At 46.1% G+C, this 25,765-nt stretch carries 31 protein-coding genes; 13 read left to right on the top strand and 18 right to left on the bottom strand.

The features are described 5' to 3' along the window. Positions 1-3: 3 nt before the first annotated feature. The 8 genes from TM_RS04480 to TM_RS04515 all read right to left on the bottom strand — a co-directional run bounded on the left by TM_RS04480 (position 4) and on the right by TM_RS04515 (position 7,560). On the bottom strand, positions 4-480 hold the full coding sequence (locus tag TM_RS04480) for a DUF3855 domain-containing protein (protein WP_004080723.1): 477 nt from the start codon (positions 478-480) through the stop codon (positions 4-6). Next, positions 477-1,397, bottom strand: a complete 921-nt coding sequence (locus tag TM_RS04485) for a cation diffusion facilitator family transporter (RefSeq protein ID WP_004080721.1) — start codon at positions 1,395-1,397, stop codon at positions 477-479. The genes TM_RS04480 and TM_RS04485 overlap by 4 nt, the downstream gene beginning before the upstream one ends. A 50-nt stretch (positions 1,398-1,447) precedes the next feature. Then, a complete protein-coding gene (gene eno / locus TM_RS04490; protein ID WP_004080719.1) occupies positions 1,448-2,737 on the bottom strand; it encodes a phosphopyruvate hydratase in 1,290 nt (429 codons plus the stop codon). A 55-nt stretch (positions 2,738-2,792) separates the two neighbouring features. Then, on the bottom strand, positions 2,793-3,947 hold the full coding sequence (locus tag TM_RS04495) for a 2-oxoacid:acceptor oxidoreductase subunit alpha (RefSeq protein WP_004080717.1): 1,155 nt from the start codon (positions 3,945-3,947) through the stop codon (positions 2,793-2,795). After that, positions 3,940-4,137 carry an ATP-binding protein gene (locus TM_RS04500; RefSeq protein WP_004080714.1) on the bottom strand — a complete coding sequence of 66 codons (198 nt, stop codon included), beginning with the start codon at positions 4,135-4,137 and terminating at the stop codon, positions 3,940-3,942. The genes TM_RS04495 and TM_RS04500 overlap by 8 nt, the downstream gene beginning before the upstream one ends. An 11-nt stretch (positions 4,138-4,148) precedes the next feature. After that, positions 4,149-5,273, bottom strand: coding sequence for a sodium ion-translocating decarboxylase subunit beta (locus tag TM_RS04505; RefSeq protein WP_004080712.1), 1,125 nt, complete (start codon positions 5,271-5,273; stop codon positions 4,149-4,151). Between the two features lie 75 nt (positions 5,274-5,348). Further along, positions 5,349-6,263 carry a homoserine O-acetyltransferase MetA gene (metA, locus tag TM_RS04510; protein WP_004080711.1) on the bottom strand — a complete coding sequence of 305 codons (915 nt, stop codon included), beginning with the start codon at positions 6,261-6,263 and terminating at the stop codon, positions 5,349-5,351. A gap of 4 nt (positions 6,264-6,267) precedes the next feature. Continuing rightward, positions 6,268-7,560, bottom strand: a complete 1,293-nt coding sequence (locus tag TM_RS04515; RefSeq protein ID WP_004080710.1) for an O-acetyl-L-homoserine sulfhydrylase — start codon at positions 7,558-7,560, stop codon at positions 6,268-6,270. Between the two features lie 135 nt (positions 7,561-7,695). Here TM_RS04515 and TM_RS04520 point away from each other — a divergent pair, with 135 nt between their 5' ends. Both TM_RS04520 and TM_RS04525 read left to right on the top strand, forming a co-directional pair. Then, complete coding sequence (locus tag TM_RS04520; RefSeq protein WP_004080709.1) at positions 7,696-8,436, top strand: type III pantothenate kinase; 741 nt, start codon at positions 7,696-7,698, stop codon at positions 8,434-8,436. Next, positions 8,433-9,776 (top strand): B12-binding domain-containing radical SAM protein, encoded by a 1,344-nt coding sequence (locus TM_RS04525; RefSeq protein ID WP_004080708.1) that lies wholly within the window; start codon positions 8,433-8,435, stop codon positions 9,774-9,776. Before TM_RS04520 ends, TM_RS04525 begins: the two co-directional genes overlap by 4 nt. Here TM_RS04525 and TM_RS04530 read toward each other — a convergent pair. Genes TM_RS04530 through TM_RS04540 form a run of 3 tightly spaced genes read right to left on the bottom strand, consistent with a single transcriptional unit; the run spans position 9,742 to position 12,641 of the window. Further along, entirely contained in the window at positions 9,742-10,299 is a 558-nt protein-coding gene (locus TM_RS04530; RefSeq protein WP_004080707.1) for a pyruvate kinase alpha/beta domain-containing protein, read from the bottom strand. The two genes, TM_RS04525 and TM_RS04530, sit on opposite strands and share 35 nt — an antisense overlap. Before the next feature lie 3 nt (positions 10,300-10,302). Continuing rightward, positions 10,303-12,234 (bottom strand): transglycosylase domain-containing protein, encoded by a 1,932-nt coding sequence (locus TM_RS04535; protein WP_004080706.1) that lies wholly within the window; start codon positions 12,232-12,234, stop codon positions 10,303-10,305. Continuing rightward, positions 12,231-12,641: a methylated-DNA--[protein]-cysteine S-methyltransferase gene (locus TM_RS04540; protein ID WP_004080704.1), complete on the bottom strand. Its 411-nt coding sequence runs from the start codon at positions 12,639-12,641 to the stop codon at positions 12,231-12,233. The genes TM_RS04535 and TM_RS04540 overlap by 4 nt, the downstream gene beginning before the upstream one ends. Before the next feature lie 64 nt (positions 12,642-12,705). On the opposite strand from TM_RS04540, the gene TM_RS04545 reads away from it, so the two are divergent. The 11 genes from TM_RS04545 (at position 12,706) to TM_RS04595 (ending at position 21,928) form a co-directional block, all read left to right on the top strand. Next, positions 12,706-13,227 carry a thiamine diphosphokinase gene (locus TM_RS04545; protein WP_010865218.1) on the top strand — a complete coding sequence of 174 codons (522 nt, stop codon included), beginning with the start codon at positions 12,706-12,708 and terminating at the stop codon, positions 13,225-13,227. Between the two features lie 64 nt (positions 13,228-13,291). Further along, positions 13,292-14,422 (top strand): 1-deoxy-D-xylulose-5-phosphate reductoisomerase, encoded by a 1,131-nt coding sequence (gene dxr, locus TM_RS04550; protein ID WP_004080699.1) that lies wholly within the window; start codon positions 13,292-13,294, stop codon positions 14,420-14,422. Then, on the top strand, positions 14,398-15,903 hold the full coding sequence (locus TM_RS04555; protein WP_004080697.1) for a M50 family metallopeptidase: 1,506 nt from the start codon (positions 14,398-14,400) through the stop codon (positions 15,901-15,903). Before dxr ends, TM_RS04555 begins: the two co-directional genes overlap by 25 nt. Further along, complete coding sequence (gene ispG, locus TM_RS04560; protein ID WP_004080695.1) at positions 15,900-16,934, top strand: flavodoxin-dependent (E)-4-hydroxy-3-methylbut-2-enyl-diphosphate synthase; 1,035 nt, start codon at positions 15,900-15,902, stop codon at positions 16,932-16,934. Before TM_RS04555 ends, ispG begins: the two co-directional genes overlap by 4 nt. Continuing rightward, positions 16,931-17,536 (top strand): CBS domain-containing protein, encoded by a 606-nt coding sequence (locus TM_RS04565; RefSeq protein WP_004080692.1) that lies wholly within the window; start codon positions 16,931-16,933, stop codon positions 17,534-17,536. The genes ispG and TM_RS04565 overlap by 4 nt, the downstream gene beginning before the upstream one ends. 1 nt (position 17,537) lies before the next feature. After that, positions 17,538-18,251 (top strand): undecaprenyl-diphosphate phosphatase, encoded by a 714-nt coding sequence (locus tag TM_RS04570; RefSeq protein WP_004080690.1) that lies wholly within the window; start codon positions 17,538-17,540, stop codon positions 18,249-18,251. Positions 18,252-18,257: 6 nt separating this feature from the next. Continuing rightward, the gene (locus TM_RS04575; RefSeq protein ID WP_008193116.1) at positions 18,258-18,887 is read left to right on the top strand and encodes an MBL fold metallo-hydrolase; all 630 of its coding nucleotides are present in this window, start codon (positions 18,258-18,260) and stop codon (positions 18,885-18,887) included. Next, complete coding sequence (locus TM_RS04580; RefSeq protein WP_004080686.1) at positions 18,884-20,344, top strand: glycogen synthase; 1,461 nt, start codon at positions 18,884-18,886, stop codon at positions 20,342-20,344. The genes TM_RS04575 and TM_RS04580 overlap by 4 nt, the downstream gene beginning before the upstream one ends. Positions 20,345-20,348: 4 nt before the next feature. After that, positions 20,349-21,359 (top strand): galactose-1-phosphate uridylyltransferase, encoded by a 1,011-nt coding sequence (gene galT / locus TM_RS04585; RefSeq protein ID WP_004080684.1) that lies wholly within the window; start codon positions 20,349-20,351, stop codon positions 21,357-21,359. Between the two features lie 63 nt (positions 21,360-21,422). Beyond that, positions 21,423-21,698, top strand: coding sequence for a stage V sporulation protein S (locus TM_RS04590; protein ID WP_004080683.1), 276 nt, complete (start codon positions 21,423-21,425; stop codon positions 21,696-21,698). Next, positions 21,698-21,928: a hypothetical protein gene (locus TM_RS04595; RefSeq protein WP_004080673.1), complete on the top strand. Its 231-nt coding sequence runs from the start codon at positions 21,698-21,700 to the stop codon at positions 21,926-21,928. The genes TM_RS04590 and TM_RS04595 overlap by 1 nt, the downstream gene beginning before the upstream one ends. Here TM_RS04595 and TM_RS04600 read toward each other — a convergent pair. Genes TM_RS04600 through TM_RS04630 form a run of 7 tightly spaced genes read right to left on the bottom strand, consistent with a single transcriptional unit; the run spans position 21,912 to position 25,765 of the window. After that, positions 21,912-22,577 (bottom strand): hypothetical protein, encoded by a 666-nt coding sequence (locus TM_RS04600; protein WP_004080671.1) that lies wholly within the window; start codon positions 22,575-22,577, stop codon positions 21,912-21,914. The two genes, TM_RS04595 and TM_RS04600, sit on opposite strands and share 17 nt — an antisense overlap. Continuing rightward, positions 22,562-23,044, bottom strand: a complete 483-nt coding sequence (locus TM_RS04605) for a hypothetical protein (protein WP_004080669.1) — start codon at positions 23,042-23,044, stop codon at positions 22,562-22,564. The genes TM_RS04600 and TM_RS04605 overlap by 16 nt, the downstream gene beginning before the upstream one ends. Beyond that, the gene (locus TM_RS04610; RefSeq protein ID WP_008193125.1) at positions 23,041-23,346 is read right to left on the bottom strand and encodes a hypothetical protein; all 306 of its coding nucleotides are present in this window, start codon (positions 23,344-23,346) and stop codon (positions 23,041-23,043) included. The genes TM_RS04605 and TM_RS04610 overlap by 4 nt, the downstream gene beginning before the upstream one ends. After that, a complete protein-coding gene (locus TM_RS04615) occupies positions 23,330-23,992 on the bottom strand; it encodes a FliA/WhiG family RNA polymerase sigma factor (protein ID WP_004080667.1) in 663 nt (220 codons plus the stop codon). Before TM_RS04615 ends, TM_RS04610 begins: the two co-directional genes overlap by 17 nt. Further along, on the bottom strand, positions 23,992-24,465 hold the full coding sequence (gene cheD / locus TM_RS04620; RefSeq protein WP_004080666.1) for a chemoreceptor glutamine deamidase/glutamate methylesterase CheD: 474 nt from the start codon (positions 24,463-24,465) through the stop codon (positions 23,992-23,994). The genes TM_RS04615 and cheD overlap by 1 nt, the downstream gene beginning before the upstream one ends. After that, complete coding sequence (gene cheC, locus TM_RS04625) at positions 24,462-25,079, bottom strand: CheY-P phosphatase CheC (protein WP_004080665.1); 618 nt, start codon at positions 25,077-25,079, stop codon at positions 24,462-24,464. Before cheC ends, cheD begins: the two co-directional genes overlap by 4 nt. Then, positions 25,076-25,765, bottom strand: coding sequence for a flagellar brake protein (locus TM_RS04630; protein ID WP_004080664.1), 690 nt, complete (start codon positions 25,763-25,765; stop codon positions 25,076-25,078). Before TM_RS04630 ends, cheC begins: the two co-directional genes overlap by 4 nt.

The raw sequence follows: 25,765 nt of genomic DNA on the forward strand, positions 1-25,765 counted from the left end.
ACCTCAGAACAGATTGTCTATTTCTTGGACAGAAAACGTGTACTCTCCAGGATTCCATCCTTTCGATTCAAAAAAGTACTTCATGAACTCTTCCACTAACTCGTTCCTGTTTTTCTTCTTCACTGAAGAATATGGAACGTAAATTTTGTACCAGTTTTTCTCCGATAGTATTTTCATATCACCATAAGAATCGAGGTAGTCGATTTCCTCAACAAAGACGTTTTTCAAGTCTGTCCAGTCTCCGAGCGGGAGATCGACAGCGTTTTCTTTCGGTGTGAGAGCTTTTATGGCGAAACTTGGTACTTCTTCTCCTTCTTCCAGGACGCTGATCTTGAGAAAAATTCTTCCAATCAGTTCAGAATTCACCGGCTCGAGGCTCACACCCGTTTCGTTGAAAATCTCTTTCATTTTCTTCTCGAGAATACCAAATTCTTTTCCTTTTTTGTAGTAGAGTATTTCAAGGATGTCCATCAATCTCATTTTTTCTCTCCTTTCTTCAGGCCAAATCCTTCTTCTTCCACGTTCCCAAGTGGCTCAACGTGTATGGTTACGTCTTCTATATCGTCTCTTCTTTTCAACATTTCTTTCCTTATTTTCACGGTCAATTCGTGCGCATCTTTCACAGACATCTTTCCATCTACTTCGATATCCATTTCTATGAAGTATTTCGTTCCCACCCTTCTTATTCTCACCCTGTGGGGATTATGCACGTTTGGAAAACGTTCGAGGACGGCAAATATATCATCGTACATGTCTAACTCGGTTCTTTTCATGCCATCCATGAGTTCGTAAGCCGCTTCGTAGAATACGGAAAATGAGGTTCTCAGGATCATAATGGAAACGAAAATCGCGAGCAGACTGTCCAGCCACCACCATCCGAAGGTTTTCATCGCAACCATGCCGGCCAGAACAGTTCCTGAGATCATTATGTCGTTTCTCATGTTCAGTGCATCACTGATTGTAGCCGAACTTTTCAAACGTTTCCCAAGAGACAGTTTGTATAAAAAAAGAAAAGTTTTGCCTGCAACGGAAATCCCAACAACAATAAAGGCTGTCAGAGTGAGTTCCAGGGAAAACTCCTGTTTCACGAGCCTTTTGACTGATTCAACAAGAAGAGAGGCTCCTGCGTAAAACATAACGAAGGAGATTATCTTTGAGGCGATCGTTTCTGCCCTTTCATGGCCGTATGGATGCGTCTCGTCGGGTGGTTTTCCTGAAATTCTGGATGAGAGGAGTATGACAAGAGAGGTGAATATGTCGGTGGACGTGTCTATTCCGTCTGCGAGTATCGCATAGCTTCCCGTGAGAAGTCCCACCAAAATCTTCAAGACGGCAAGCACGGTGTTTCCAAGTATTCCAATCCATGCTCCTTTTTTTATCTCTTCATGCCTTTCCAATCTGAAATCACCTCAACAAAATGAAGGCCCACCAAGGTGGGCCTTCGGTGTTATCTCTTTATAGAGTAGAAAGATTTCAAACCTCTGAATTCTGCCACTTTTCCGAGTTCTTCCTCGATTCTCAAAAGCTGGTTGTACTTGGCTATCCTTTCGCTCCTGGAGAGGGAACCTGTCTTGATGAAACCAGCGTTCGTTGCCACGGCAAGGTCTGCGATGAACGTGTCTTCACTCTCTCCGGATCTGTGGGAAATGATGGCTGTCATGTTGTTCTTCTGTGCCATCTCCACCGCGTCGAGAGTTTCCGTGACGGTGCCTATCTGATTGAGTTTGATGAGTATGGAGTTGGTCGCTTTGAGTTCTATTCCTTTGGAAAGTCTTTTCACGTTGGTCACGTAAAGGTCATCTCCAACGATCTGAACCTTGTTTCCTACTCTCTTTGTGAATTCCACAAATGCATCCCAGTCTTCCTCCGCGAACGGATCTTCGATGGATATGATGGGGTACTTCGCCACCAGTTCTTCGTAGTATCCCATGAGAACTTCGCTGGATTTTTCCTCACCATCGACGTAGTAAACTCCCTTTTCCTCATCGTAAAAGGAAGATGCCGCACAGTCGAGAGCTATGAAAACTTCTTCTCCGGGTTTGTAGCCTGCTTTCTCTATGGCTTCAATCAGAACTTTTATGGCTTCCTCGTTGGAAGACAAATTGGGAGCGAATCCACCCTCGTCTCCGACCGCTGTCACGTGACCGGCTTCGTGGAGTATCTTTTTCAACGTGTGGAATATTTCCGCTCCTGCCCTCAAAGCTTCTCTGAAGCTGTCAAATCCGGCGGGAACAATCATGAATTCCTGAAGGTCAAGATTGTTGTCTGCGTGCTGTCCACCGTTGATCACGTTCATCAGAGGTACTGGCAGAACCTTCGCGTTGACTCCTCCAAGGTATTTGTAGAGGGGCAATCCAAGGTAATTCGCTGCTGCTCTGGCAACTGCCATAGAAACGGCGAGTATGGCGTTGGCACCCAGTTTAGATTTGTTTTCGGTGCCGTCCAGTTCTATCAATGTCTTGTCAACGAGTGGCTGGTCGAATGCGTTCATCCCGATCAGTGCAGGAGCTATGGTTTCGTTCACGTTCTCTACTGCTTTCAGAACACCTTTCCCGAGGTATCTCTTCTTGTCTTTGTCTCTGATTTCCAGGGCTTCGAATTTTCCCGTTGAGGCACCAGAGGGTACGATGGCTCTTCCCATTGTTCCGTCTTCAAGCACGACTTCCGCTTCAACGGTGGGGTTTCCTCTCGAATCCAGAACCTCTCTTGCTCTTACATCCACGATTTCCACGTACACAGTTTCCACCTCCTTGATTTTTTGATCCACCAAGGTTCTATTGTACCCTTTTATGTTAAATCTCTATTTGAGTTTCGGTTATAACATCCAGAATCTCTTCAGGTTTTATGAGTTCTCCATTCACCTTGTTTATGGTTCTTATGACTTTTGATCTTCTGTCTATAGAACTGATGAGTTCTTTCGCATACTGCCCCAGATTCATTTCAGCTATCACTATGGTGTTCACTTTCTCTGCCAGTTTTCTGAAACGTGATACGGGAGCCGGCCAGATTGTGATGGGTTTGAACAACCCTACTTTGATTCTGTCACGTCTTGCGATCTTCACTGCTTTCATAGCGCTTCTTGCGACTATCCCATAAGCTACCACCAGAATTTCTGCGTCCTCCGTCTCATACTCTTCGTAGAAGGCTATTTCATCCGCGTGAAGTCTAATTTTGTTCGTGAGCCTTCGTATCAATTTTTCTGCCGCATCCGGAGAGCTGAGAGGGAAACCTGATTCGTCATGAACAAGACCGGAGACATGAAACTTCGTTTTTCCCATCTCAGCCATGGGGAATGGTGTGGGTTCTGCGTACTCACTTTCAGAAAAGGGTACGAAAAGATCTTCTTCTCCAAAAGAAGTGTCTTTCAGTCTCTCTATGATGAACAGTTCCTCATCTTTCGGTGGATAGAAACTTTCCCTCATGTGACCGAGCATTGCGTCCATGAGAAACACAACAGGAGTCCTGTACTCTTCCGCTAAGTTGAACGCAGTGATTATATAACGATAAACTTCCGCGACAGATGATGGATAGAGAGCGATTATGGCGTGGTCTCCATGCGTTCCCCATCTTGTCTGCATGATGTCTCCCTGTGCGGGTTTCGTTGGAAGTCCAGTGGAAGGGCCGAGTCTCATAACGTTGGCAAAAACACACGGTGTTTCCGTCATTATCGCATAGCCTATAACCTCCTGAATGAGGCTGAATCCGGGTCCACTTGTGGCAGTCATCGACTTCACACCGGCGAGGGACGCTCCAACAACAGCTGCCGCGCTGGCTATTTCGTCTTCCATTTGAACAAAAACACCACCCACTTTTGGCAGTTCTCTTGCCATCACCTCCGCTATCTCTGTGGAGGGAGTGATCGGATAGCCTGCGAAAAACCTGCATCCCGCTTTTATCGCACCCAGAGCACACGCTTCGTTCCCCTGAAGAAACATCATCTCAGGCATTCTCATCACTCACAATTTCTATGGCCATATCCGGACATATTTTCTCACATTTTAAACATCCGATGCATTTGTTTTCGTTTGTCACGGGTTTTCCTATTTCATCGCTTGTAATGGCACTAGTCGGACAAGCCCACGCGCACAGCTTACACGCTTTGCACCAGTCGTAATTCACCACGATCTTGTAACCCATATTCTTCCCTCTCAGCTGAGGAACATCAGAAACACTCCTGCCACAGTGGCTGAGCCTATGACTCCCGCCACGTTGGGTCCCATTGCGTGCATGAGTATGTGATTCCTTGGATCTTCTTCCTGAGCGAGTTTCTGTGCAACTCTGGCAGAATCTGGTACGGCAGAAACACCAGCCGCTCCTATGAGCGGGTTTATTTTATCCTTCAAAAACAGGTTCATGAGTTTCGCAAACAGAATCCCAGAACTCATTGACACGATGAAAGCGGCTGCTCCGAGAAAGAATATCATCAGACTTTGGGGAGTCAAGAAAACATCGGCTCTTGCAGAAGCCCCAACTGAAAGCATGAGAAGGATCGTCACCGTGTCGAGTATGTACCTGCTGGCGGCTTCAACGAGTCTTTTCACAATCCCCGCTTCTCTGAGGAGGTTTCCAAACATGAGAGATCCAACCAGAGGGAGCGACTTTGGAATCAGAAGAGCGGTTACTATTGTTATCACTATCGGAAATGAAAGTCTCTCGAATCTGCTCACCTTTCTTGGTGGTTTCATCCTGATTTTTCGTTCTTCTTTGCTGACCAAAATTCTGGAAACGACGGGTTGGAGGATGGGAATGAGAGCGATGTAGGAATAAGCAGATATGGCTATGGGGGCGATCAATTCTGGGGATAGTGTGTTCGTTATGTAAATGGCGGTTGGCCCATCTGCACCACCTATGATGGCGATGGAAGCCGCCTGTTTCAGAGAAAATCCTAGAACCTTTGCCACAAAAAAGGTGAAAAATATTCCCATCTGTGCAGCCGCACCGAGAAAGATGGTGATCGGGTACGAGAGCATGAAGGAAAAATCTGTGAGTGCTCCTATTCCGAGGAAGATGAGGGGAGGATAGATTCCCAGGTCAAGGCCTTTCTTTATGTAGTAGAGAAAACCGCCTTCGTTCAATATTCCCGTGGTTTCAACGGGTATGTTCGCAAGAATGATTCCAAAGGCTATGGGAATCAAAAGAAGAGGTTCTGAGTGTTTCACTATAGCTACGTAAAGCAGGGCAATGGCCACTGCGAACATGGCTATGTTTCCAAATGTGAGATGTGGGAACGCGGTTTGAGCGAAGAAATTTGCCAGGGCTGATATAATCGACAATTTTTCCACTCCTTTTGTGTTCAGAATCACAACTATTATTCTAACATGGAAAAAGAAGAACCCCGAAGGGGTTCTTCAGTGTATGTCTTCCAATCTGTAAGGTGTTTTCTGGTAGATGCAGTAATTCAACCAGTTGCTGAAGAAGAGGTGAGCGTGACTCCACCAAGTGAGAATGGGAGTTTTTGTGGGATCGTCGTTTGGAAAGTAATTGGCAGGAATCGGCACCTTCAGATTTCGACCTATATCTCGATAGTATTCGTCTCTCAGTGTGTATCTGTCGTACTCGGGATGTCCTGTGACGAATATCTGTCTTTCGCTTTTGTTTGCAACCACGTAAACACCAGCTTCGTCCGACTCTGCAAGGATCTCAAGCTCCGGTACTTTGTCTATGTCTTCCTTCTTCACCTCGGTGTACCGCGAGTGCGGCGCCCAGAAGAAGTCGTCGTGCCCCCTGAAGAGGACCGAATCTTTTGCGACTCTGTGCTTGTAAACGCCTGAGAGCTTCTGTGGGAGTTCGTACTTCGGTATTCCGTAGAAGTAGTACAGTCCCGCCTGAGCCGCCCAACAGATGAACATGGTCGAGTACACGTTGTGACGGCTCCATTCCATGATTTCTGTGAGTTCTTCCCAGTAATCCACTTCTTCGAACGGAAGGAGTTCCACGGGAGCGCCCGTGATGATGAATCCATCGAATTTTCTATCTTTAACAGCGGAAAAAGTTGTGTAGAACTTTAGAATGTGTTCAATGGGAGTGTGTTTCGGTTTGTGAGTTTCGGTGTAGAGTAAGGTCACATTCACCTGAAGAGGAGTGTTTCCAAGGAGTCTGAGAAGTTGAATCTCCGTTTTTATTTTGTCTGGCATCAGGTTCAGAATGAGAATTTCAAGAGGGCGGATGTCCTGGTGGATCGCCCTCTTTTCCGTCATAACGAAAATGCCCTCTTTTGCCAAGACTTTCACAGCAGGAAGACCGCTTGGAACGTTTATTGGCAACTTTTCATCCCTCCTGAGATTTTCTGAGAGCCTGATCCAGATCGGCTATGATATCTTCCACATCTTCTATTCCAACAGACAATCTTATCATATCCGGAGTAACACCCGTTTTCAACTGCTCTTCTTCCGTGAGCTGCTGATGGGTTGTCGAAGCGGGATGAATAGCCAGAGTTCTTGCATCACCAATGTTGGCGAGGTGGGAAATGAGTGTGAGACTGTCTATGAACTTCTTTCCCGCCTCTTTTCCGCCTTTCACACCGAACGTTACAATCGCACCGTATCCTTCTTTGAGGTATTTCAGCGCATTTTCTCTGGTTTTATTGCCTTCAGCTATCGGATAGTTGACCCAGCTCACGGCGGGATGCGATTTCAGAAATTCAACGATCTTCAGTGCGTTTTCACAGTGTTTCTTCATCCTCAAGCTGAGGGTTTCAAGTCCGAGGATGAACAGAAACGCGTTGAACGGGCTCATACAGCTTCCCAGGTCCCTCAAAAGCTGGGTTCTACATTTTGCTATGTAGGCTGCTTCTTTGAACGTCTCCACATAACTCACACCGTGGTAGCTGGGATCTGGTTCCACGAGTTCTGGAAACTTTCCGTTCGTCCAGTCGAATTTTCCGCTGTCTACGATGAGACCGCCTATCGATGTTCCGTGTCCTCCGATGAATTTCGTGGCCGAATAAACAACGATGTCGGCACCGTGTTCGAAGGGCCTGAATATGTACGGAGCTACCGTATTGTCCACTATCAAAGGAACACCGTGTCTGTGAGCGATCTCCGCTATCGCTTCAAAGTCCGGCACTGTGAGACCGGGATTCCCGATAGTTTCAAGGTACACCGCCTTTGTTTTCTCGGTGATGGCCTCTTCTATGTTCTTTGGATCTGTCTCATCCACAAACTTCACGATGATGCCGGATTTTTTATAGAGAGTGTGTCTGAACAGATTGTACGTTCCCCCATACAGCGCGCTCCCGCTGACGATCTCATCTCCTGGGCCCGCGATGTTCAAAATGGCGTAAGTTATAGCGGCTTGTCCACTGGCAACCGCTAAGGCTCCCACCCCTTCTTCCAGGGCGGCTATTCTTTCTTCAAGAACTGAGACGGTAGGATTTCCAATCCTTGTATAGATGAACCCAGGTTCTTCCAGTGCGAAGAGTCTCGCCGCGTGATCAGAGTCTCTGAAAACGTAAGAAGTCGTTTGATATATAGGGACCGCTCTCGATCCTGTGGCCTGCTCGGGTGGTTCATAACCTGCGTGAAGAGCCCTTGTGTTGTAACCGTATTTCTTCCAGTCCATTCTCTCCACCTCCCGTGATAAAATTTTCTGATGTCCTCTTTTAGATTTAGTATTACCTTACTATATCTTCGTGTCAAATGTTTCAGAGGTGTGTAAGAAATATTTTACACCATCTCAAATGTGGAGGTGATACTTTTGTACCTCCTCGTGGACGTGGGTAACACGCATTCTGTCTTCTCTATCACCGAAGATGGTAAAACTTTCAGAAGGTGGAGGCTGTCCACCGGTGTGTTTCAGACGGAAGACGAACTCTTTTCACACCTTCATCCTCTTCTGGGCGATGCTATGCGTGAGATAAAGGGGATAGGAGTGGCCTCCGTCGTTCCCACTCAGAACACAGTCATAGAGCGTTTTTCTCAAAAGTATTTCCACATATCACCGATATGGGTGAAGGCGAAAAACGGATGTGTGAAATGGAACGTGAAGAATCCCTCGGAAGTGGGTGCTGATAGGGTGGCCAACGTTGTCGCTTTCGTCAAGGAATACGGTAAAAACGGAATCATCATCGACATGGGAACGGCAACCACCGTGGATCTTGTTGTGAACGGATCTTACGAAGGAGGAGCCATTTTGCCTGGATTCTTCATGATGGTTCACTCGCTCTTTCGGGGAACGGCAAAACTTCCGCTCGTTGAGGTAAAACCAGCGGATTTTGTTGTAGGAAAGGATACGGAGGAAAACATCAGGCTGGGTGTGGTGAACGGAAGTGTCTACGCTCTTGAGGGGATAATAGGGCGAATAAAGGAAGTTTACGGTGATTTACCGGTGGTTCTCACGGGAGGTCAGTCGAAGATCGTGAAAGATATGATAAAACACGAGATTTTCGATGAGGACCTCACGATCAAGGGGGTGTACCATTTCTGCTTCGGAGATTGAATGTACTTCTCGTTAATCCGTGGATTCACGATTTTGCGGCGTACGATTTCTGGTTGAAGCCCATCGGTCTTCTTTACGTTGCTCGCGCAATGGAGTGGATGGGTTACGAGGTCCATCTCGTGGATCTTCTCAACAGACACGATCCCGATCTTCCACGATTTACGAGAGTGCCAAAAGACAAAAGATACGGCACAGGAAAGTTTCCAAGTCAGGTTATAGAGAAACCAGAGATATTGAGATTTGTTCCAAGAAGGTATAAGAGGTACGGAGCACCTCCAGAGTTTCTGGAGTGGAAATTGAGAGAAATCGGAAACGTTGATCTCATAATGGTCACGTCCACGTTGAGCTACTGGTATCCCGGAGTATGGGAGACGATTCGTTTTCTGAAAGGCCGCTACGACGTACCGATTGTCCTGGGAGGTGTCTACCCGCGGCTCTTTCCGAAACACGCGAAGAAGAGCGGAGCGATAGTCTATGAAAAGGGCGACCTCGTGTTTCTTCCCAGATTCTTAGAGACTCTGGGATTTCCATCGAAGGAAATCCCCGCTGACTGGTTTGAAGTTTTCGACCCCATGTACGAACTCTACAACAGAATTGGTTACCTCGTGTTCATCACCACACTTGGATGTCCCTTCAGGTGTTCTTACTGCGCTGTTCACCGACTCTGGAACGGTTTGAGAGTAAGAACACCGGAGAGAGTGGTTGAAACCATAGAGAAGTACCTGAACATTTTCAAAGTTGAGGATGTGGTCTTTTTCGATGATGCTATTCTGGCATCGGGAAGGTTCAAAGATCTTCTCAAACTGATTGTGGAAAAGAGATGGCCTGTACGGTTTCATCTCCCGAACGGGATACATGCACGTCTTCTCGATGAAGAAACGGCCTTCCTTTTGAAAGAAGCGAACTTCAGGACGATAAAACTGGGCTATGAAACTTCTGGAAGGCTCCAGAGGGAAACAGGCGGTAAGGTTTACGATGAGGACCTCGTTCGCGCAGCCAGGATCTTGAGGAAAGCTGGTTTCACCGAAAAAGAAGTTTCAGCGTACATCATGGTGAACATGCCGGGGCAGACGAAAGAGGATGTGCTGAACGCCATCAAGGTGTGTTTGAGTGAAGGAATAGGTATTTCCATAAACGAATACACTCCTATTCCGGGAACAAAAGACTGGGAAAAACTTGTCGAAGAAGGCAAGTTGGACCCGGATATCGATCCCGTTTTTTTGAACAACACGGTTCTTCCCTTCTGGTGGAAGCACGGTATGAGTTACGAAGAGATCCAGGAGATAAAAGACTTCGCTCAGAAACTCAAGAAATCAGAGGTTTACAGAGAATTTCCGTGATCTTTAGATCGAAAAGATTTGGAGAATTCGCGGGCTTGACAACGATTGCCGAGTCGAGACCGCTTTCTGTTCCACCGCAGGCAACAACCAGTTCAGACGTTTTAACAAGTCCCGCGTCAGCCGCCATGAGCGTTATCTCCACACCCACCTTCACACCTTCGCTGAACATTCTCAGCGTGTTCGCTATTATCTCAAGAGGGTAGATTCCACCAAATTTTCTTCTCAGAGACCTTTCACCCGCGGAGAGGGCATGCGTAGCTGTGAGAACATCGTGACCCTTTTCTTTCAACAATTTTCTCAATTCTTCGTCGAATTCCTGAGTGTCGGGTTCTTCAAAGCCCGCGTGGTGTGTCACCACAACGAGCTTCATGTCTTCCGGAATCATCTCGAGGGCCATTCTAGCACTGTAACCCGTAGCGGAAGCGATCAATAGCTTTTTTGAAGAAAGCTCAGAGGCTTTTTGAATTGCTATTTCGAGGGTTTTTCTTGTGTTCTCCTTTCCTGGTTTTTCGAACAGGACCATCGCTCAACCTCCTTCCATCAAAAACTTTTTCCAGATTTCAAGGGACAGTATCGGATCCACGCTGTTCAATTTTGAGAGGAATTCAATCTGATGATTGTAGTCCATGAGCTGTAGAACTTTGACAAGAACGCTCACAGGAAGTTTCGATCCATTGACCAGTTCAACCAGTTTCGCGTAGTCCAGATATTCTATTGTTCTATCGTCAATAAGAGGAATTCCCGGTTTGTCTAGTCTTTTGTATCGAAGATCTCCCTCGAACTTCTCCCAGCTGCTCACTATTTCTTTCCACACTGGAGCGCAATCCCTTCCACCAAGAAGGTTTTCCCCGTCCTTTACCACCGCGAATATGTACTCATCATCTCCTCCAACGAACCAGGCGTTCTTCTCTGCCGTTCCTGTTTTTCCCGCGATTTCTTTTCCTGGAATCTTCACCCGAACACCGGTGCCTCTCTCAACCACTTCTTTTAAGATACTCTTCAATATTTCACTCGCTTCCTGGGCGGATCTCACAAAAGACGGAACGACGGACAGCACTTTCGGGTACCCTCTGTAGATGATCTTCCCGTTTCTGTCTTCTATTTTGTCGATGATGTATGGCTCCAGAACCACTCCTCCGTTGAAGATGGCGGAATAAACCTTCACGATCTCTTCCGGGGCTGTTTCCACAGTACCAAGAGAAGCGGTGAGATCGTCTGGATACCTGGCTCTCAGCTTCAATACTTCCGTTATAAAACTCCTCACACTCTCTGGTTGCAAATAAGAGTAAAGTAACACAGAAGGGATGTTCCTCGAATCAACGAGTGCTTCCTTCAAACTGACTGTTCCTTTGAAGGTTTTATCGAAGTTTTCTGGTTCCCACTCTCCGATCTTCAGGGGAAGGTCCAGAAGGAGATCGGAAGGGTTTCTTCCCTTGAGAACGGCATAGTAATAATACAGGGGCTTTATGGCTGATCCTATCTGTCTCCATCCGGTTCCGTATTGAAGGCCGACTCCTCGATAAGCCACTATTTCTCCTGTTTTCACCTTTACACCAACAAAAGCTGTCTTATCATCTTCGACCGTGTTGTACACCTTTTTCTGAAGTTCTTTATCCAGTGTGAGATAAACCCTGTAGCCGTACCTGAGTTCGTTCAGCGAAAATCCAAGGTCCTGGGCTTCTCTCACGACCCTCCAGAAGAGTTCCTCGTCCACGTTCATCTGCTGCGTGTGAAACTCGAGTTTTGAAAGTTCCGCAGAGTAATTCTCGTATTCCTGAGTGCTGATTCTTTTCTCCGTCAGTAATCTGTCCAGGACGATCTTCGCCCTCTTTCGGGAGGTCTCGGGATCTTTTAAAGGATTGAAGTTCTCGGGGGATTTGATCAGAGCCACAAGAACACACATCTCCGGCACCGAAAGATCAGAGAGGTCCTTTCCGAAGTATAATTTAGAGGCCGTTTGGAATCCGTATATTCCGTTCCCCATATAGACGGAGTTTATGTACATCTCGAGGATTTCATCTTTGGTTCTTATGCGTTCAAGCCAGAAGGATATGAAGATTTCCTTCAATTTCCTGACGATGGATTTGTCCATCGAAAGATAAAGCGTCCTGGCGAGTTGCTGTGTGATGGTGCTTCCGCCCTGTGAGAAACTCAGTGTCTTTATATCCATGATCAACGCCCTCAGAAATCCCATGAGGTCGAATCCTGGATGTTTGTAGAATTCCTCGTCCTCGGAGGTGAGGAGTATCTCAACGAATTTCTCTGGAATGTCGGAGAGGTCTATCCAGATATTCCTGGAGACAAGCAGTGGAGTTCCGTCACTGTAAAACAGTCTGATGGTCGGCACAAGTTTCTCCTCGGGAGGAGGAAGGTCTTTTGTGAAGAAGAAATAAAGACCCCACAGTAAGAAAAAAGTCAAAAGCGAAGCTATGAAGAAGGATAAAAGGAATTTCTTCATTTTCTGAATCTCTCCAGATCGATCAGGTATTTCTTCCATTCCAAGCCTGCGCTGAAACCACCGAGTCCTTTCTTAGAAACCACCCTGTGGCACGGTATATAGAGAGGAAGAGGGTTTTTCGAAAGAGCCTGCCCCACTGCTCTGGGGGACGTTCCGAGTTTTTTTGCTATCTCGCTGTAAGTTTTCGTCTCACCGTACGGGATTTTTCGAACTTCTTCCCAGACTCTTTTCTGAAAGGGTGTGCCTCTGATCTCTACCTGGAATGAAAAGCTTTTTCTTTGACCTGAAAGGTATTCTTCTATTTCGCGGAGAATCTCCTCCGAACCTTCTGTTTCGTTCGATCCCAAGATAATTTTCACTACCTTTCCATTCTCCGTCTGAACAGAAATGTTTCCCGGCACTCTCATCGAAAACACCGCCTCCTGATAGAATTATATCAGGGCCTTGAACGAGAAGGAGGAGTAGAAATCCATGGTGTGTATTTTTGCAAACGGTTCCTATGAAGAGTTCGTGGATGTTTCCCGTTGTGAGAAAATTGTGGCGGTGGACGGAGGAGCGAACTACTTGAGAACAAGAAACATTGTACCAGATTTTTTCATAGGTGATGCCGATTCGGCGAAAGAGGAAACCATGGAGTGGTTGAAACAACACGGGGTAACGCTGAAAATATTTCCAAAGGAGAAGGACGAAATAGATCTGGAACTTGCACTTCGAGAGTTCGAAGAAGAAGAAAAGGTTGTCTTCGGATGGAAAGGAGACCGTCTCGACATGGTGCTTGCTCTTTTCTATCTGTTGAGACGCTTCAAAAACACGATCCTTGAATCACCTTCTCTCACGGTTGGTTACGTGGAAGGAGCAAAAACTCTTTCCGCTGTTCCTGGAGAAAAGTGGTCCATACTACCGCTCGGTGGCGACGCAGAAGGGGTGACCCTCAAGGGCTTCAAATACACCCTTGAGGATGCCGTTATGCCCATCACAAAACCTACGGTGTGAGCAACGAAGCTGTGAGGGATAGAGTCACGATAGAAGTGAAGAAGGGAGGTTTGATCTACTTCAGATGGAAGAAAGAACCCTCGTGATACTGGGTGCCACTGGATCCATAGGGACTCAGACACTCGATGTTTTGAAAAAAGTGAAAGGAATTCGATTGATAGGTATCTCGTTTCACAGCAATCTGGAGCTGGCCTTCAAGATCGTGAAAGAATTCAACGTGAAGAACGTGGCGATCACGGGTGATGTGGAGTTCGAAGACAGTTCGATCAATGTCTGGAAAGGTTCTCATTCCATAGAAGAGATGCTGGAAGCGCTGAAGCCTGACATCACAATGGTAGCAGTTTCGGGATTCAGTGGATTGAGGGCGGTGCTTGCGTCTCTAGAACACTCGAAAAGGGTGTGTCTTGCGAACAAAGAATCTCTCGTGTGCGGCGGATTTCTGGTGAAGAAAAAACTCAAAGAGAAAGGAACGGAACTTATTCCAGTCGATAGTGAACACAGCGCCATCTTTCAGGTGATGGAGCCAGAAGTGGAAAAGGTGGTTTTGACAGCTTCTGGAGGTGCTTTGAGAGACTGGAAAATTTCCAAGATCGATAGAGCAAGGCCTGAAGACGTACTCAAGCATCCCGTGTGGAATATGGGAGCCCGTATAACGGTAGATTCTGCTACAATGGTGAACAAGGCGTTCGAAGTTCTGGAAGCCATGGAACTTTTCGAGCTGCCCTTCGAGAAGATAGAAGTGAAGATACACAGAGAGGGATTGGTTCACGGAGCAGTGGTTCTGCCCGATGGAAACGTCAAAATGGTGGTGTCACCACCGGATATGAGAATACCGATAAGTTATGCCCTTTTCTATCCGAGACGCGTCGCTCTTGAACCGTTTTTTCTGAGGACCATTAGCCTTTCTTTTGAAGATCCCGATCCCGAAAAATACCCTGCGTTCTTTCTTCTGAAAGAGATAAAGGATTCTTACGCTCTGAGAACAGCTTTCAACGCGGCAGATGAAGTGGCAGTCGAAGCCTTTTTGAAGGGGAGAATAAGGTTCGGTGGTATCCACAGAGTGATAGAGAAAACTCTCGAAGAGTTTCAAGGATATCCACAGCCACGAACGCTGGATGATGTGGAGCGAATTCATTTCGAAGCGATAAAAAAAGCGGAGAGGGTGACAGAATGGTTATCGTCTACTTCATATTGATATTGACGGGTGTCATAATGGTCCACGAACTCGGCCACTATCTTTTTGCGAGGCTCTTTAAAGTGAAGGTTCTGGAGTTCGCGATTGGGTTTGGACCAAAGATTTTTTCTGTGAAGGGAAGGGAAACTACCTTCAGACTAAACGTCTTTCCCATAGGTGGATACGTGAGAATGCTCGGCGAAGAAGGAGAAGAGATAGCAGACGAGGAAGAGAAAGAAAAGAGTTTCTACGCGAAACCCGCCTGGCAGAGATTTCTGATCACCCTTGCGGGTCCTCTCTTTTCAATACTCGCGGGTTATCTCCTCTTTCTCCCTATCACTCTTAACTGGGGAATCGCGCTTCCCGGGATAGATGAAGTTGTGCCGGGAAGTCCCGCAGAAGAAGCTGGACTGAGACGAGGAGATATCATCTATTCCATAAACGACAAGATCGCTTTTGACACGTCAATCATCTCGAACGAGATCCAGAAGGGACTGCCTGTTGAACTGGTTATCATCAGGAATGGTGAGAAGAAATCTCTCAGGTTAACTCCCAGAATGTATCCCGAAACGTACGAGTTCGTTCTTGAAAGTGCAGAAGGAACTCCTTCGGGAAAACTCGTCTCAGTTAACGGAAACAGAGACACATCTGTTCTCAAAGAATTTGTGAACGAATACGTGGTTCTTGAGTTCGAAGGAGGAACGGTAAAGGGAATTCTGAAGCAGTTCAACGAAATTCCGGCCCGCTATATGATCGGAATATCCTTCTCCGGGCTCGCTCCTGTGTTCAAAAAGGACATTTATTTTAAAGAAGGGCTTTTCGTCTTTAAAAAGGGAGATCGTATAGTCCGGGTGGAAGACCAGGAAATAGAAGGATGGCAGGACTTGGTGGTGCTTTATCAGAGGCTGACACTGGGAAAAGACACCATGATAGTGAGTTTGCAGGGAGAAAATATCGAATGGTGGAGAGGACTTTCAGGCAGCGTCAGAGTAGTGATAAAAAGGGGTGACAGCACGATAGAGAAAAACGTGGAGGCCTCATTTTTGAAAAACATCCTCGAAACGCCCGATCTCTTGGAGATGGGTGTTCCCCGTTATAAACCGAAGAATCCTCTGGAAGCGGTGAATCTTTCTGTGAAGGCGTGCAACTACGTGTTACTGACGACTGCCTCTTCTCTGAAGAACTTCTTCAGGAATGTTCAGACAGGACAGATAGTGGGAGTGGTGGGACTGGCGGGCGTGATCAGTGCGGCATCCAAAACGGGTCTGGAGGCAGTCCTCACAGTTGTGGCTGTGATAACAATCAGTCTGGGTGTTTTGAATCTTCTGCCACTTCCGGCGCTCGATGGTGGTCGCATTATCTTCTCGCTTGTGGAGATGATCACTCGAAAGAAACTCAATCCCCAGGTCGAAAACATCATTCATTTCCTTGGGTTCATATTTCTCATGATACTCTTCCTTTACATCACATTCCTCGACATAGGAAGGATGATGGGAATATGAGAAAGAGTGTGAAAGTCGGGAAGGTGGTGATCGGGGGAGAAGCCCCCGTGAGTGTTCAGTCTATGACCACGACGAAGACGGCCGACGTGGAAAAAACCGTCTCCCAAATAAAAAGCCTTGAAAGGGCTGGTTGTGAGATCGTTCGGGTGGCCGTTCAAGATGAAGAAGATGCGAAAGCAATCAGACGAATAAAGGAACAGATAGAGATTCCCCTTGTTGCGGATATTCAGTTCGATTACAGGCTTGCTATTCTTTCGATTGAGAATGGAGCAGACAAAATAAGGATCAATCCAGGTAATATGAGTAGGGATCGGCTGAAGGATGTCGTCGCGGCTGCGAAAGGAAAAGGCATTCCCATTCGTGTTGGAGCGAACGTGGGATCCATAAAGAGGAGGACCTCAGAAAGGTGGAAAGATCTGGCAGAATCCGCTCTCGAGGAAGTCAGACTACTCGAGAAGGAAGGGTTCTACGATATCATCGTCTCGGTGAAGAGCTCGGATGTTCTCGAAACGATAAAGGCGAACGAGTACATCGCCGAAAAGGTCGAATATCCCATCCATCTTGGGGTGACCGAGGCGGGAGTTTCGGAAACGGCCATTGTTAAATCCTCCATTGCTATAGGTCATCTCCTTCTGAAAAACATAGGTGACACCATAAGGGTATCCATATCTGGAGATCCAGTGAGGGAGGTTATCGTCGGAAAGAAAATCCTCATAGCCCTCGGTCTCAGGGAAGGTGTGGAGGTGATAGCCTGCCCCACTTGTGGCAGAGCAGAAATAGATGTCGAAAATATGGCGAAGATGATCGAAGAGAATTTCTTTCACGTTCAAAAGAGATTGAAAATAGCTGTTATGGGATGTGTTGTGAACGGTATTGGAGAAGGAAAAGATGCCGATCTGGGAGTGGCCGGTCTCAGGGATGGAGCTGTTATATTCGTGAAAGGAGAGATAAAAGAACGTGTTTCAAAAGAGTTCGTTCTGGAACGTCTCAAATACTATCTGAATGAACTACTCGAGGAGGTGGAACGATGAAAGTCAAAAAATGGGTCACCCAGGACTTCCCGATGGTTGAAGAATCAGCTACAGTGAGAGAATGTCTGCACAGGATGAGGCAGTACCAGACGAACGAATGTATTGTCAAAGATCGGGAAGGCCACTTCAGAGGAGTGGTGAACAAGGAGGATTTGCTGGATCTGGATCTTGATTCTTCTGTATTCAATAAAGTTTCTCTTCCGGACTTTTTCGTCCACGAAGAAGACAACATCACCCACGCTCTTCTTCTGTTTCTGGAGCACCAGGAGCCTTACCTTCCGGTGGTTGATGAAGAGATGCGCCTCAAGGGTGCTGTGAGTCTTCATGATTTTCTTGAAGCGCTCATAGAGGCTCTGGCGATGGACGTTCCTGGTATCCGTTTTTCTGTCCTTCTCGAGGACAAACCTGGAGAGTTGAGGAAGGTTGTAGATGCCTTAGCGCTCAGTAACATAAACATCTTATCCGTTATCACAACAAGGTCAGGAGATGGCAAGAGAGAGGTTCTCATCAAAGTGGACGCGGTAGATGAAGGAACACTCATCAAGCTTTTTGAAAGTCTTGGGATAAAAATAGAATCCATCGAAAAGGAAGAGGGGTTCTGACGTGGATCTGCTGCTCGGAATAGTACAGGGATTGACGGAGTTTCTTCCCATTTCCAGTTCCGGACACCTGACTCTTCTGTCGCATCTGTTAAAGACGGATCTGAACGCTTACCAGACGGCCGTTCTGCATCTTGGGACGCTGGTATCCGTTGTTCTTTTCGCGCTTGACGGTATAAGAAGGAGTCTGAGAAGCTGGAGAATCATCCTGAATCTGATTGTTTCAACCATTCCGGCCGGCGTTTTTGGAGTTCTCTTCGAAAAACAAATCGATCAACTGTTTTCTTCACCACGCTTTCTCCCTCTGTTTTTCTCTGCAACCGCTTTGATCCTGATGTTCACCAGGTATTCTTCGTCTGGTGAAAAGAGAATGGAAAACATGAGTTTCCTCGATGCCCTTCTTGTTGGGATTGCCCAGCTTTTTGCTCTCTTTCCGGGTATCTCGAGAAGTGGAATCACAGTGTCTTCTCTTTTGTTCATGAAGTACAGAAGCGAAGATGCTCTTCAATACTCCTTTCTGATGTCCATACCTGTCGTTCTGGGCGCAGGAATCCTTGGCTTAGGAAAGGGAAATGTAACCATTCTGGCACCGATCTTTGCTTTTCTTTCCGGCCTTTTTGCTCTTTACGTGCTTTCAAGATCTGTGAGATCTGGAAAGATATGGCAGTTTTCTTACTACTGTTTGTTCGTGGCGATTTTGAGCTACCTTGCGGGGTGATACCGAGTGGAGTTGAAAATCCTCGTAACGGGAGGAAACGTTTTCGTTCCAGGAAGGCTGAACGCTCACTTCTCCACTGTCGTTTATCTGGAACACAAGGACAGAAGAATCATCATCGACCCCGGTAACCTCTCTTCTATGGACGAACTGGAAGAAAAGTTCTCTGAGCTAGGAATCTCCCCGGATGATATAACGGACGTTCTCTTCACGCATGTGCATCTCGATCATATCTTCAACTCTGTCCTCTTCGAGAATGCTACTTTCTATGTTCATGAAGTTTACAAAACGAAGAACTATCTTTCTTTTGGTACGATCGTGGGAAGAATCTATTCAAAAGTGATCTCTTCGTGGAAGAATGTGGTGCTTCTGAAGGGAGAAGAGTCGCTGTTCGATGAAAAAGTAAAGGTGTTTCACACTCCATGGCACGCCAGAGAGCACCTTTCTTTTCTTCTCGATACGGAGAATGCGGGAAGAGTGCTGATCACGGGGGATATAACACCTAACAGGCTTAGCTACTATGATATAATCAAAGGGTACGGAAGTGTTCAGGTTAAGAACTTCCTTGACAGAGTTGGAAGGATCGATCTTTTAGTTTTTCCACACGACGCACCGCTGAAACCGGAGGTGAAAAAATGAAAGTGGTATTCGTTTCTTACGAGGTTTTTCCGTTCGCGAAAGTAGGAGGATTGGCGGACGTTGCTGGAACTCTTCCAAAGTACTTGAAGAAACACGGGGTGGATGTCACGATAGTTATGCCGAAACACAGAATCGTTGAAAAAAATGCGGAGAAATTTGGGTATGAGATCAAGAAAGTAGCCGAAAGTCTCTCTGTTTCTCATGTCAAAACCGATCAAAAGTTCGATATATATGAATCCGTTCTTCCCGGTAGCGATGTGAAAACGTATTTCGTTGCCAACGATTACTATTTCTCTGCGGAAGATGTCTACGCGGGGCCAGATCTTGGTGAACAGGCGATTTTCTTCTGTGCGGCCACTCTGGATCTGGTAAAACATCTTGATTTGAAGCCCGATATCGTCCATGTGAACGACTGGCAAACCGCTTTGATCCCCGTCTATTTGAAAACTGTGTACAGGGACGATCCTTACTTTTCCAGAACGGCCACGGTTTTGACAATACACAACCTTGGATACCAGGGCGTGTTCGATCCAAAGTACCTCTCTTTTGCAGGCCTTCCCGATTATGTTTACACTATCGACGGTCTTGAGTTCTACGGACAGCTGAATTTCCTCAAGGGCGGAATAGTGTTCAGCGATGTGATAAACACGGTTAGCCCCACTTACGCCGAGGAAATTCAGACGGAAGAGTATGGTGAGAAACTCGATGGTGTACTGAGAATGCGCTCGAAGGATCTCTACGGTATATTGAACGGAATAGATTACGAGCTTTATAACCCAGCCACGGACAGATACATTTACGTCAACTACGACGTGAATCGTCTTGAACTCAAGTGGGAAAACAAGGTGAAGCTCCAGGAAGAACTGGGACTTCCCGTTAACAAGGAAACGGCTGTAGCCGGGTTGATCAGCAGGCTCGTCCCTCAAAAAGGTCTGGACCTTCTGGTTGATGTGATGGATTATCTGACGCTCTTTGATCTTCAGATCGTTGTTCTAGGAACAGGAGATGAACAGTACGAGAACGCTTTCAGAAAGTTCCAGGAAAGGTATCCAGACAAAGTATCAGCGAACATAAAGTTCGATGTCGAGCTGGCGCAGAAGATATACGCCGGTGCGGACATATTCCTCATGCCGAGCAGATACGAACCGTGCGGTTTGGGACAGATGTTCAGCATGAGATACGGAACAATCCCCGTTGTGAGATACACGGGAGGCCTGGCGGATACTGTGAAAGAATACGATCCACAATCGATGGAAGGTACGGGTTTTGGATTCAAGAAGTACGATTCCGCTCATCTTTTGAAGGCTGTTTCGAAGGCTTTGCACTTTTACTACAGGGAAAAAGATCATTGGAGGAGAATCATGACAAATGCCATGAACACGGATCTGTCCTGGGACAGGTCCGCCAAAGAGTACGTTGATCTTTACAAAAAAGCCCTTGCAAAGGTTGGAAGGTGAAAGTATGCCCGAATTCAGAAAAGATCCCATTATAAAAAGATGGGTTATCATAGCCACCGAGAGAGCGAAAAGGCCTCATGATTTTGCAAGAACGAAAGTAGAAGAAGTGCGGGAAGGTTTCTGTCCCTTCGATTACGGTAATGAACACACCACACCACCGGAGATTTTCGCCTTCAGGCCTGCAGACACGGAACCCAACACACCGGGCTGGTGGGTGCGTGTTGTTCCAAACAAGTTTCCAGCGGTTGATCCCAACGCACCTTTGAGAAAATACGGAAGAGGTATGTACGATGCAGCTATGGGGTTTGGTTACCACGATGTGGTCGTTGAAACTCCCGATCACAATTCTCACCTTGCCGTTATGGATTACAAGAACGTGGAAGAAGTCATCTGGGCTTACAAGATCAGATACGAACAGCTCATGAAGGATGAGAGAATAAAATACATACTGATTTTCAAAAACCACGGAAGGGACGCAGGAGCTTCTCTCAGCCATCCTCACAGCCAGATAATCGCGCTCCCTATCATGCCAAAGAGGGTTCAAGAAGAACTCGACGGTTCTAAGGAATATTACGAGTACAAGGAAAGATGTCCTTTCTGCGATATCATAGACGAGGAGAAAAGAGAAAGGGAGAGAATCGTTGAGGAGAACGATCACTTCATTGCTCTGGAGCCCTTCGCCGCCAGATTTCCGTTCGAAACATGGATTCTTCCAAAGAGGCACATGAACAGCTTTCACCTGATATCCGAGGATGAAGTTGGGTCCCTTGCAAAAATCCTAAAGAACGTTCTCTACAGGATATACGCCGCTTTAGATAATCCGCCCTACAACCTTTTGATCCACACCGCCCCCACGAGTCTCGAAGGCAAGGATTATTACCACTGGCACATAGAGATATTCCCAAGATTGACAAAAGTAGCGGGCTTCGAATGGGGAACGGGATTCTACATAAACACAGTACCCCCGGAAGATGCCGCTAGATATCTGAGAGAAGTCAGTTTAGAGCAAGTTTGAAATCTCCAATTCTTTTATGATAAAATGCAAGTTAGAAACCCGTGAGTAAGGAGGAATGGTAAGATGGAAATCCTGAAGGTCAGTTCGAACTCGAACCCCAACAAGGTAGCCGGTGCGATAGCGGGTTCTCTTACCAAGAGCGAAAAGGTGGAGATTCAGGCTATCGGTGCTGGTGCAGTGAACCAGGCAGTAAAGGCTCTGGCAGTCGCAAGGAGATTTCTGGAAGAGTCTGGCAAGGACCTCTTCGTTGTACCGGGTTTCATTGAAATCAAAATAGGGGATGATGTGAGAACAGGTATTTCTTTCAAAGTCTTTCTGGAAAATAACAAAAATGAGTGATGAAGCCGGAAATACGAGAAATAGTTAGAGCAATGGAGGAAGATTCGAGAATCAAAGTAATAGTCACTCAAATTCTCAAGATGTCTGCCGAGGAGAGGGAGCAATTTAAAAAGAAGGTGATGTATTACTTTATGGACCGAAACTCCGAAGTGGATACGGAAGCCTTCAAGTTTTTCAAAACGGTGCTTGAAAACGTCGAAGAACTTTCAAAGCTCATTGAACAGAAATGAAAACGTGTTTTTTTTCTCCGTTGATTTCTAATTCAAAAACGACGAGATTCTTAGAAGGACCTTCGTCGATCTCAACGAGAAGATCAGAAGAAAGCAAGCTGATTTTTCCAGCAGGAACGTTTTTGTAGTAACCGACAAATTTGATTCTGTCAATCTTTCTATCTTTCAGACTATCCAGGAGCACTTTCAGTGCTCCTTCTATTTTTTTTCTGTCGACGAGCACCTCTCTTTTTATTCTTGTTCTCCACAAGATTGGAATGTCGGTATTTGAGAAAACATCCATTTCCTTGGACGGGATCGTTTTCACATCGACCGTGAAATGAACATTTTCGCTGTGGAACGATGTATCCGAGAGTTCAGGGTTAAAAAGGTAAGGCCCGGAGATCAGAATTTCTGGAGTTCCTGTTCTGCATCGTATTTCATTCTCAAGGGAACATTCTTTTACAGAGAGCTGTTGTTCGCTTGTTGTACCCTCGTGAACCGTTGTTTCTTCTTTTAGAGAGAAAACATTCACCTTGTTCTGGAAAGGCTGTTCTCTTACAGCTGGAAGTTGAAAAGAAGGATCTGCCTTTTCAACGGGAGGACCTTTCAATTCGAGAAGAAAACCCTCTATCCATTTCTTTATCAGAGCAGCTATTTTTCCGAACATAGATACTCCAGCGCCCTTTCCAGTCTCTGAAACGGTTCCATAACATCGAAGGTCTCCAGAAGATCAGCGAGTTTTTTCATGTCCTCATCGGATATTTTTCCCACAATTTTCACTGAGGATCCTTTGAACGGCAGAAGAACTTCCTCCTCAGATACACGGGTCGGGGTTTCTACTTTTTCAGTTCTTTCTACGATCAGAAGAAGCCTGTCGTCCACTTCCAGCAACTCCGGATCACGTACAAAAACGAAATCCGGTTTTTTCTCCATTTTCTTCAGCAATGTTTTGGCAATCAGTTCTCCCTTCAGATAGGTGTCGATCGAGCTGCCGTAAAGAATTTTCTGGAGTTCGTTTGGAACCACTGGATCTGTGTACTTGAACTCCACAGGGATTCCTCTCTCATCGACTGAAAGGAGCCCACCTATGAACTTTCCCTCTATTTTTCGTGAATCGAGATATGCTATTGTCATGTTCTCACGTCCATGAATAATCCTTTGTTTTCTTCTTTTATTGACGTTTTTTTCTTTTTCAGCGAAGAGTGAGTCCTAGTCTGAGGAAAACCTCTTTGCCTTCTTTCTGTGGAAGTTCTCACTTCTGCTCTTTCAGCGGTGTTACTCTCTTTAACTGAACTCTGCTCTCTCTGAATCTGATGTAATAGATGTTGAGAAAGGGCTTGCTGAACCAGTGTTTGCTGGTTCAACGTTTGAGAGACGTTTTGAACGGACTCCACACCTTTCACAACAAATCCCTGGAAGTCAACCGGCCTGATCATCGCCCATCACTTCTTTCTTTATTTTCAGAAGGGACTTACTTATAATCTGAGAAACACGGGATTCGGATACACCGAGCACTCTCGCTATCTCCTTCAAAGATAGACCCTTTTCGAATCTGAGAGACAGAACCAGTTTTTCTTTGTCCGAAAGTTTTTCTATTGCCTTCTTCATCTCTTCCACCAGAAGTTCACGGTACGCGTTTTCGTCTGGCCCCTCTGTTTTCAGAACGATTTCGTCTTCCATCGCATCTATCATGAGAAGTTGCTTTCTCATCATTTCGTTTCTTGCACGAACGACTTCTTTCAATTCGAGACCGGTTTTTCTGGCTATCTCTTCATCGGATGGAAACTCCTCGCTTTCGTATATCACTCTTTCGATCATCTTCACGTTTTTTCTCAGGTTCCTTGGCATCCAGTCTATTTTTCTCAAATAGTCGTACATGGCACCTTTCACTCTTTTCATTATGAACGTCGTGAAACTCGCTTTCGATGGATCGTATCTTTCCAGAGAAGACAGGGCCGCGACGATTCCTTCCTGGATCAGATCGTCTACCTCTACGTTTGGGGGTAAAGTCTGTGCCAGATCTTCAGCTATTCTCTTTATGAACGGAAGCAAGCTTCTTATCACACTTTCCTTGTTCCACACTAAATTTCTTTTATTTCTAATTGTTCACCACCACCCACTTTTCTCACGAGAAGCTTTCCAGTTTCAATATTGTATTCAACACTCCTTGCTCTGTTGCCCCCCGTGTCTTCTGCCAGTAGTTTGATTCCAAAATCCTTCAGATGTTTTTTCACAGCCTCTACGTTCCTCGCTCCTATGTTCATCCCCTTAGATTCAAACATACTGGCTCCACCCGCTATTTTCGCTTCCAGTCTTTCCACCTTTGCTCCCATTTTCTTCAACTCTTCCACCAGCGTTTTTACCGCCGTGTCTGCGTATTTGCCGGGTTTGTCCGTTTTTCCTCCGCTGTCTGGAAGCATCACGTGTGCCATGGCTCCGACTTTTGCCACAGGATCTCTCATACACACAGCAACGCAAGATCCCAATCCAAGAGTCACAATCACTCCAGGATTCTTCATAACCGCGTATTCTCCTATTCCGATGACTTTTTTCATTCCTGAATCCCCATCCTTTCGAAGATCTTTACCAGGTATCCCGGCTTTGGTATCATCATCATGTAGGATGTCAAAGGCTCTTCTTCTTCTTCCACCTTCAGAAGCGTTTCTACAAACACTATCTGATCTTCCGAGTTATCTTCCAGCTCTTCTATGGAAGCTTCTGCGAATATGGCAGATATCATGTCGATGACAAGCTGTGGGGGAAGTGTGTCGATCTTGAAACCAAGAAAATCCGCGAGAGCTGAAACGTAAGTACCGCACATTATGTTCCCTATCTCCCGAAGCGCCGAAGCGGAAAACTCATCGAGATTCAACAGATTGTCGGGAGCCCGACCTGTCAGAATTTCGAGTATTTTCTTCACAACAGTAGTTCCCATTATGAGAAGGACACTTCCTTCTATATCTCCCGTTACGGGCATTTTCACACCAACGACTATCTCTTCGGGATCCTTCGCTATGAATATGACTTTACTGATAGGTACGATTTCCACGTTTGGAACGGAGATTTCGACCTTTTTATTTATCATGTAAGAAATCGCCGTGGCAGCGTTTCCGGCTCCTATGTTTCCTATTTCTTTTAAAAGATCTTTTTGCCTTTCTGAGATCTTCATTCGCTTTCACTCCTTTCCTTGTTTCTCATTTCTATTTCTTTCTTGAAAACAAAGCTCACCAGTTTCCTTTCCAAAGCAGGGGGAACATTCAGAAATTCCACACCGTACATTCTCTCTCCCGTTTCGAGAGCGCCTGCTTCTCTCACGACTCTCGCCGGGTGATCCTTGAGCTTTAGATCTTCGTCCAGATCAAGCGTAACGTATATGATCTGTTCTGGTGTCAGGATATCTTCAACTACCATAAGCATACCCCCGGCACTGAAATCCCTTGTCACAAATCTTTTCGGTGGTTCATCTCTCGAAGCGACCCTGTACGTTCCTTCGAGGAATATCTTTATTCTCTTGAATCTTCTTCTCTGAATCTTCCTCAATCTTCCGGGAAACGGTACTTTTGTCACCGGAAAGCCGTCTTCGTCTCTACCACTTTCAAGCACACTCGTCCTGAAAACGTAGATCGCAGAGCTGTCCAGTATCATCACAGTACACCTGGTTCCGCGAGGAAGTGGGACCAATCTTCCTCGAAAACTCGGCATCGAAAGAGTGAGAACTCTCTTTTCAAAGTCCACGTCGTGCACACTGCTTTTGTACTGACCTTCCAGATCCTCCGGCGCAGAAACTTCTACGATCACATTTTGACCTGGTCTTATCACGTCCTTTGCATTTACGAGCTCCGTGTAGTACTCCAT

This window comes from Thermotoga maritima MSB8 (genome assembly GCF_000008545.1).
In the GTDB taxonomy this organism is placed as follows: domain Bacteria; phylum Thermotogota; class Thermotogae; order Thermotogales; family Thermotogaceae; genus Thermotoga; species Thermotoga maritima.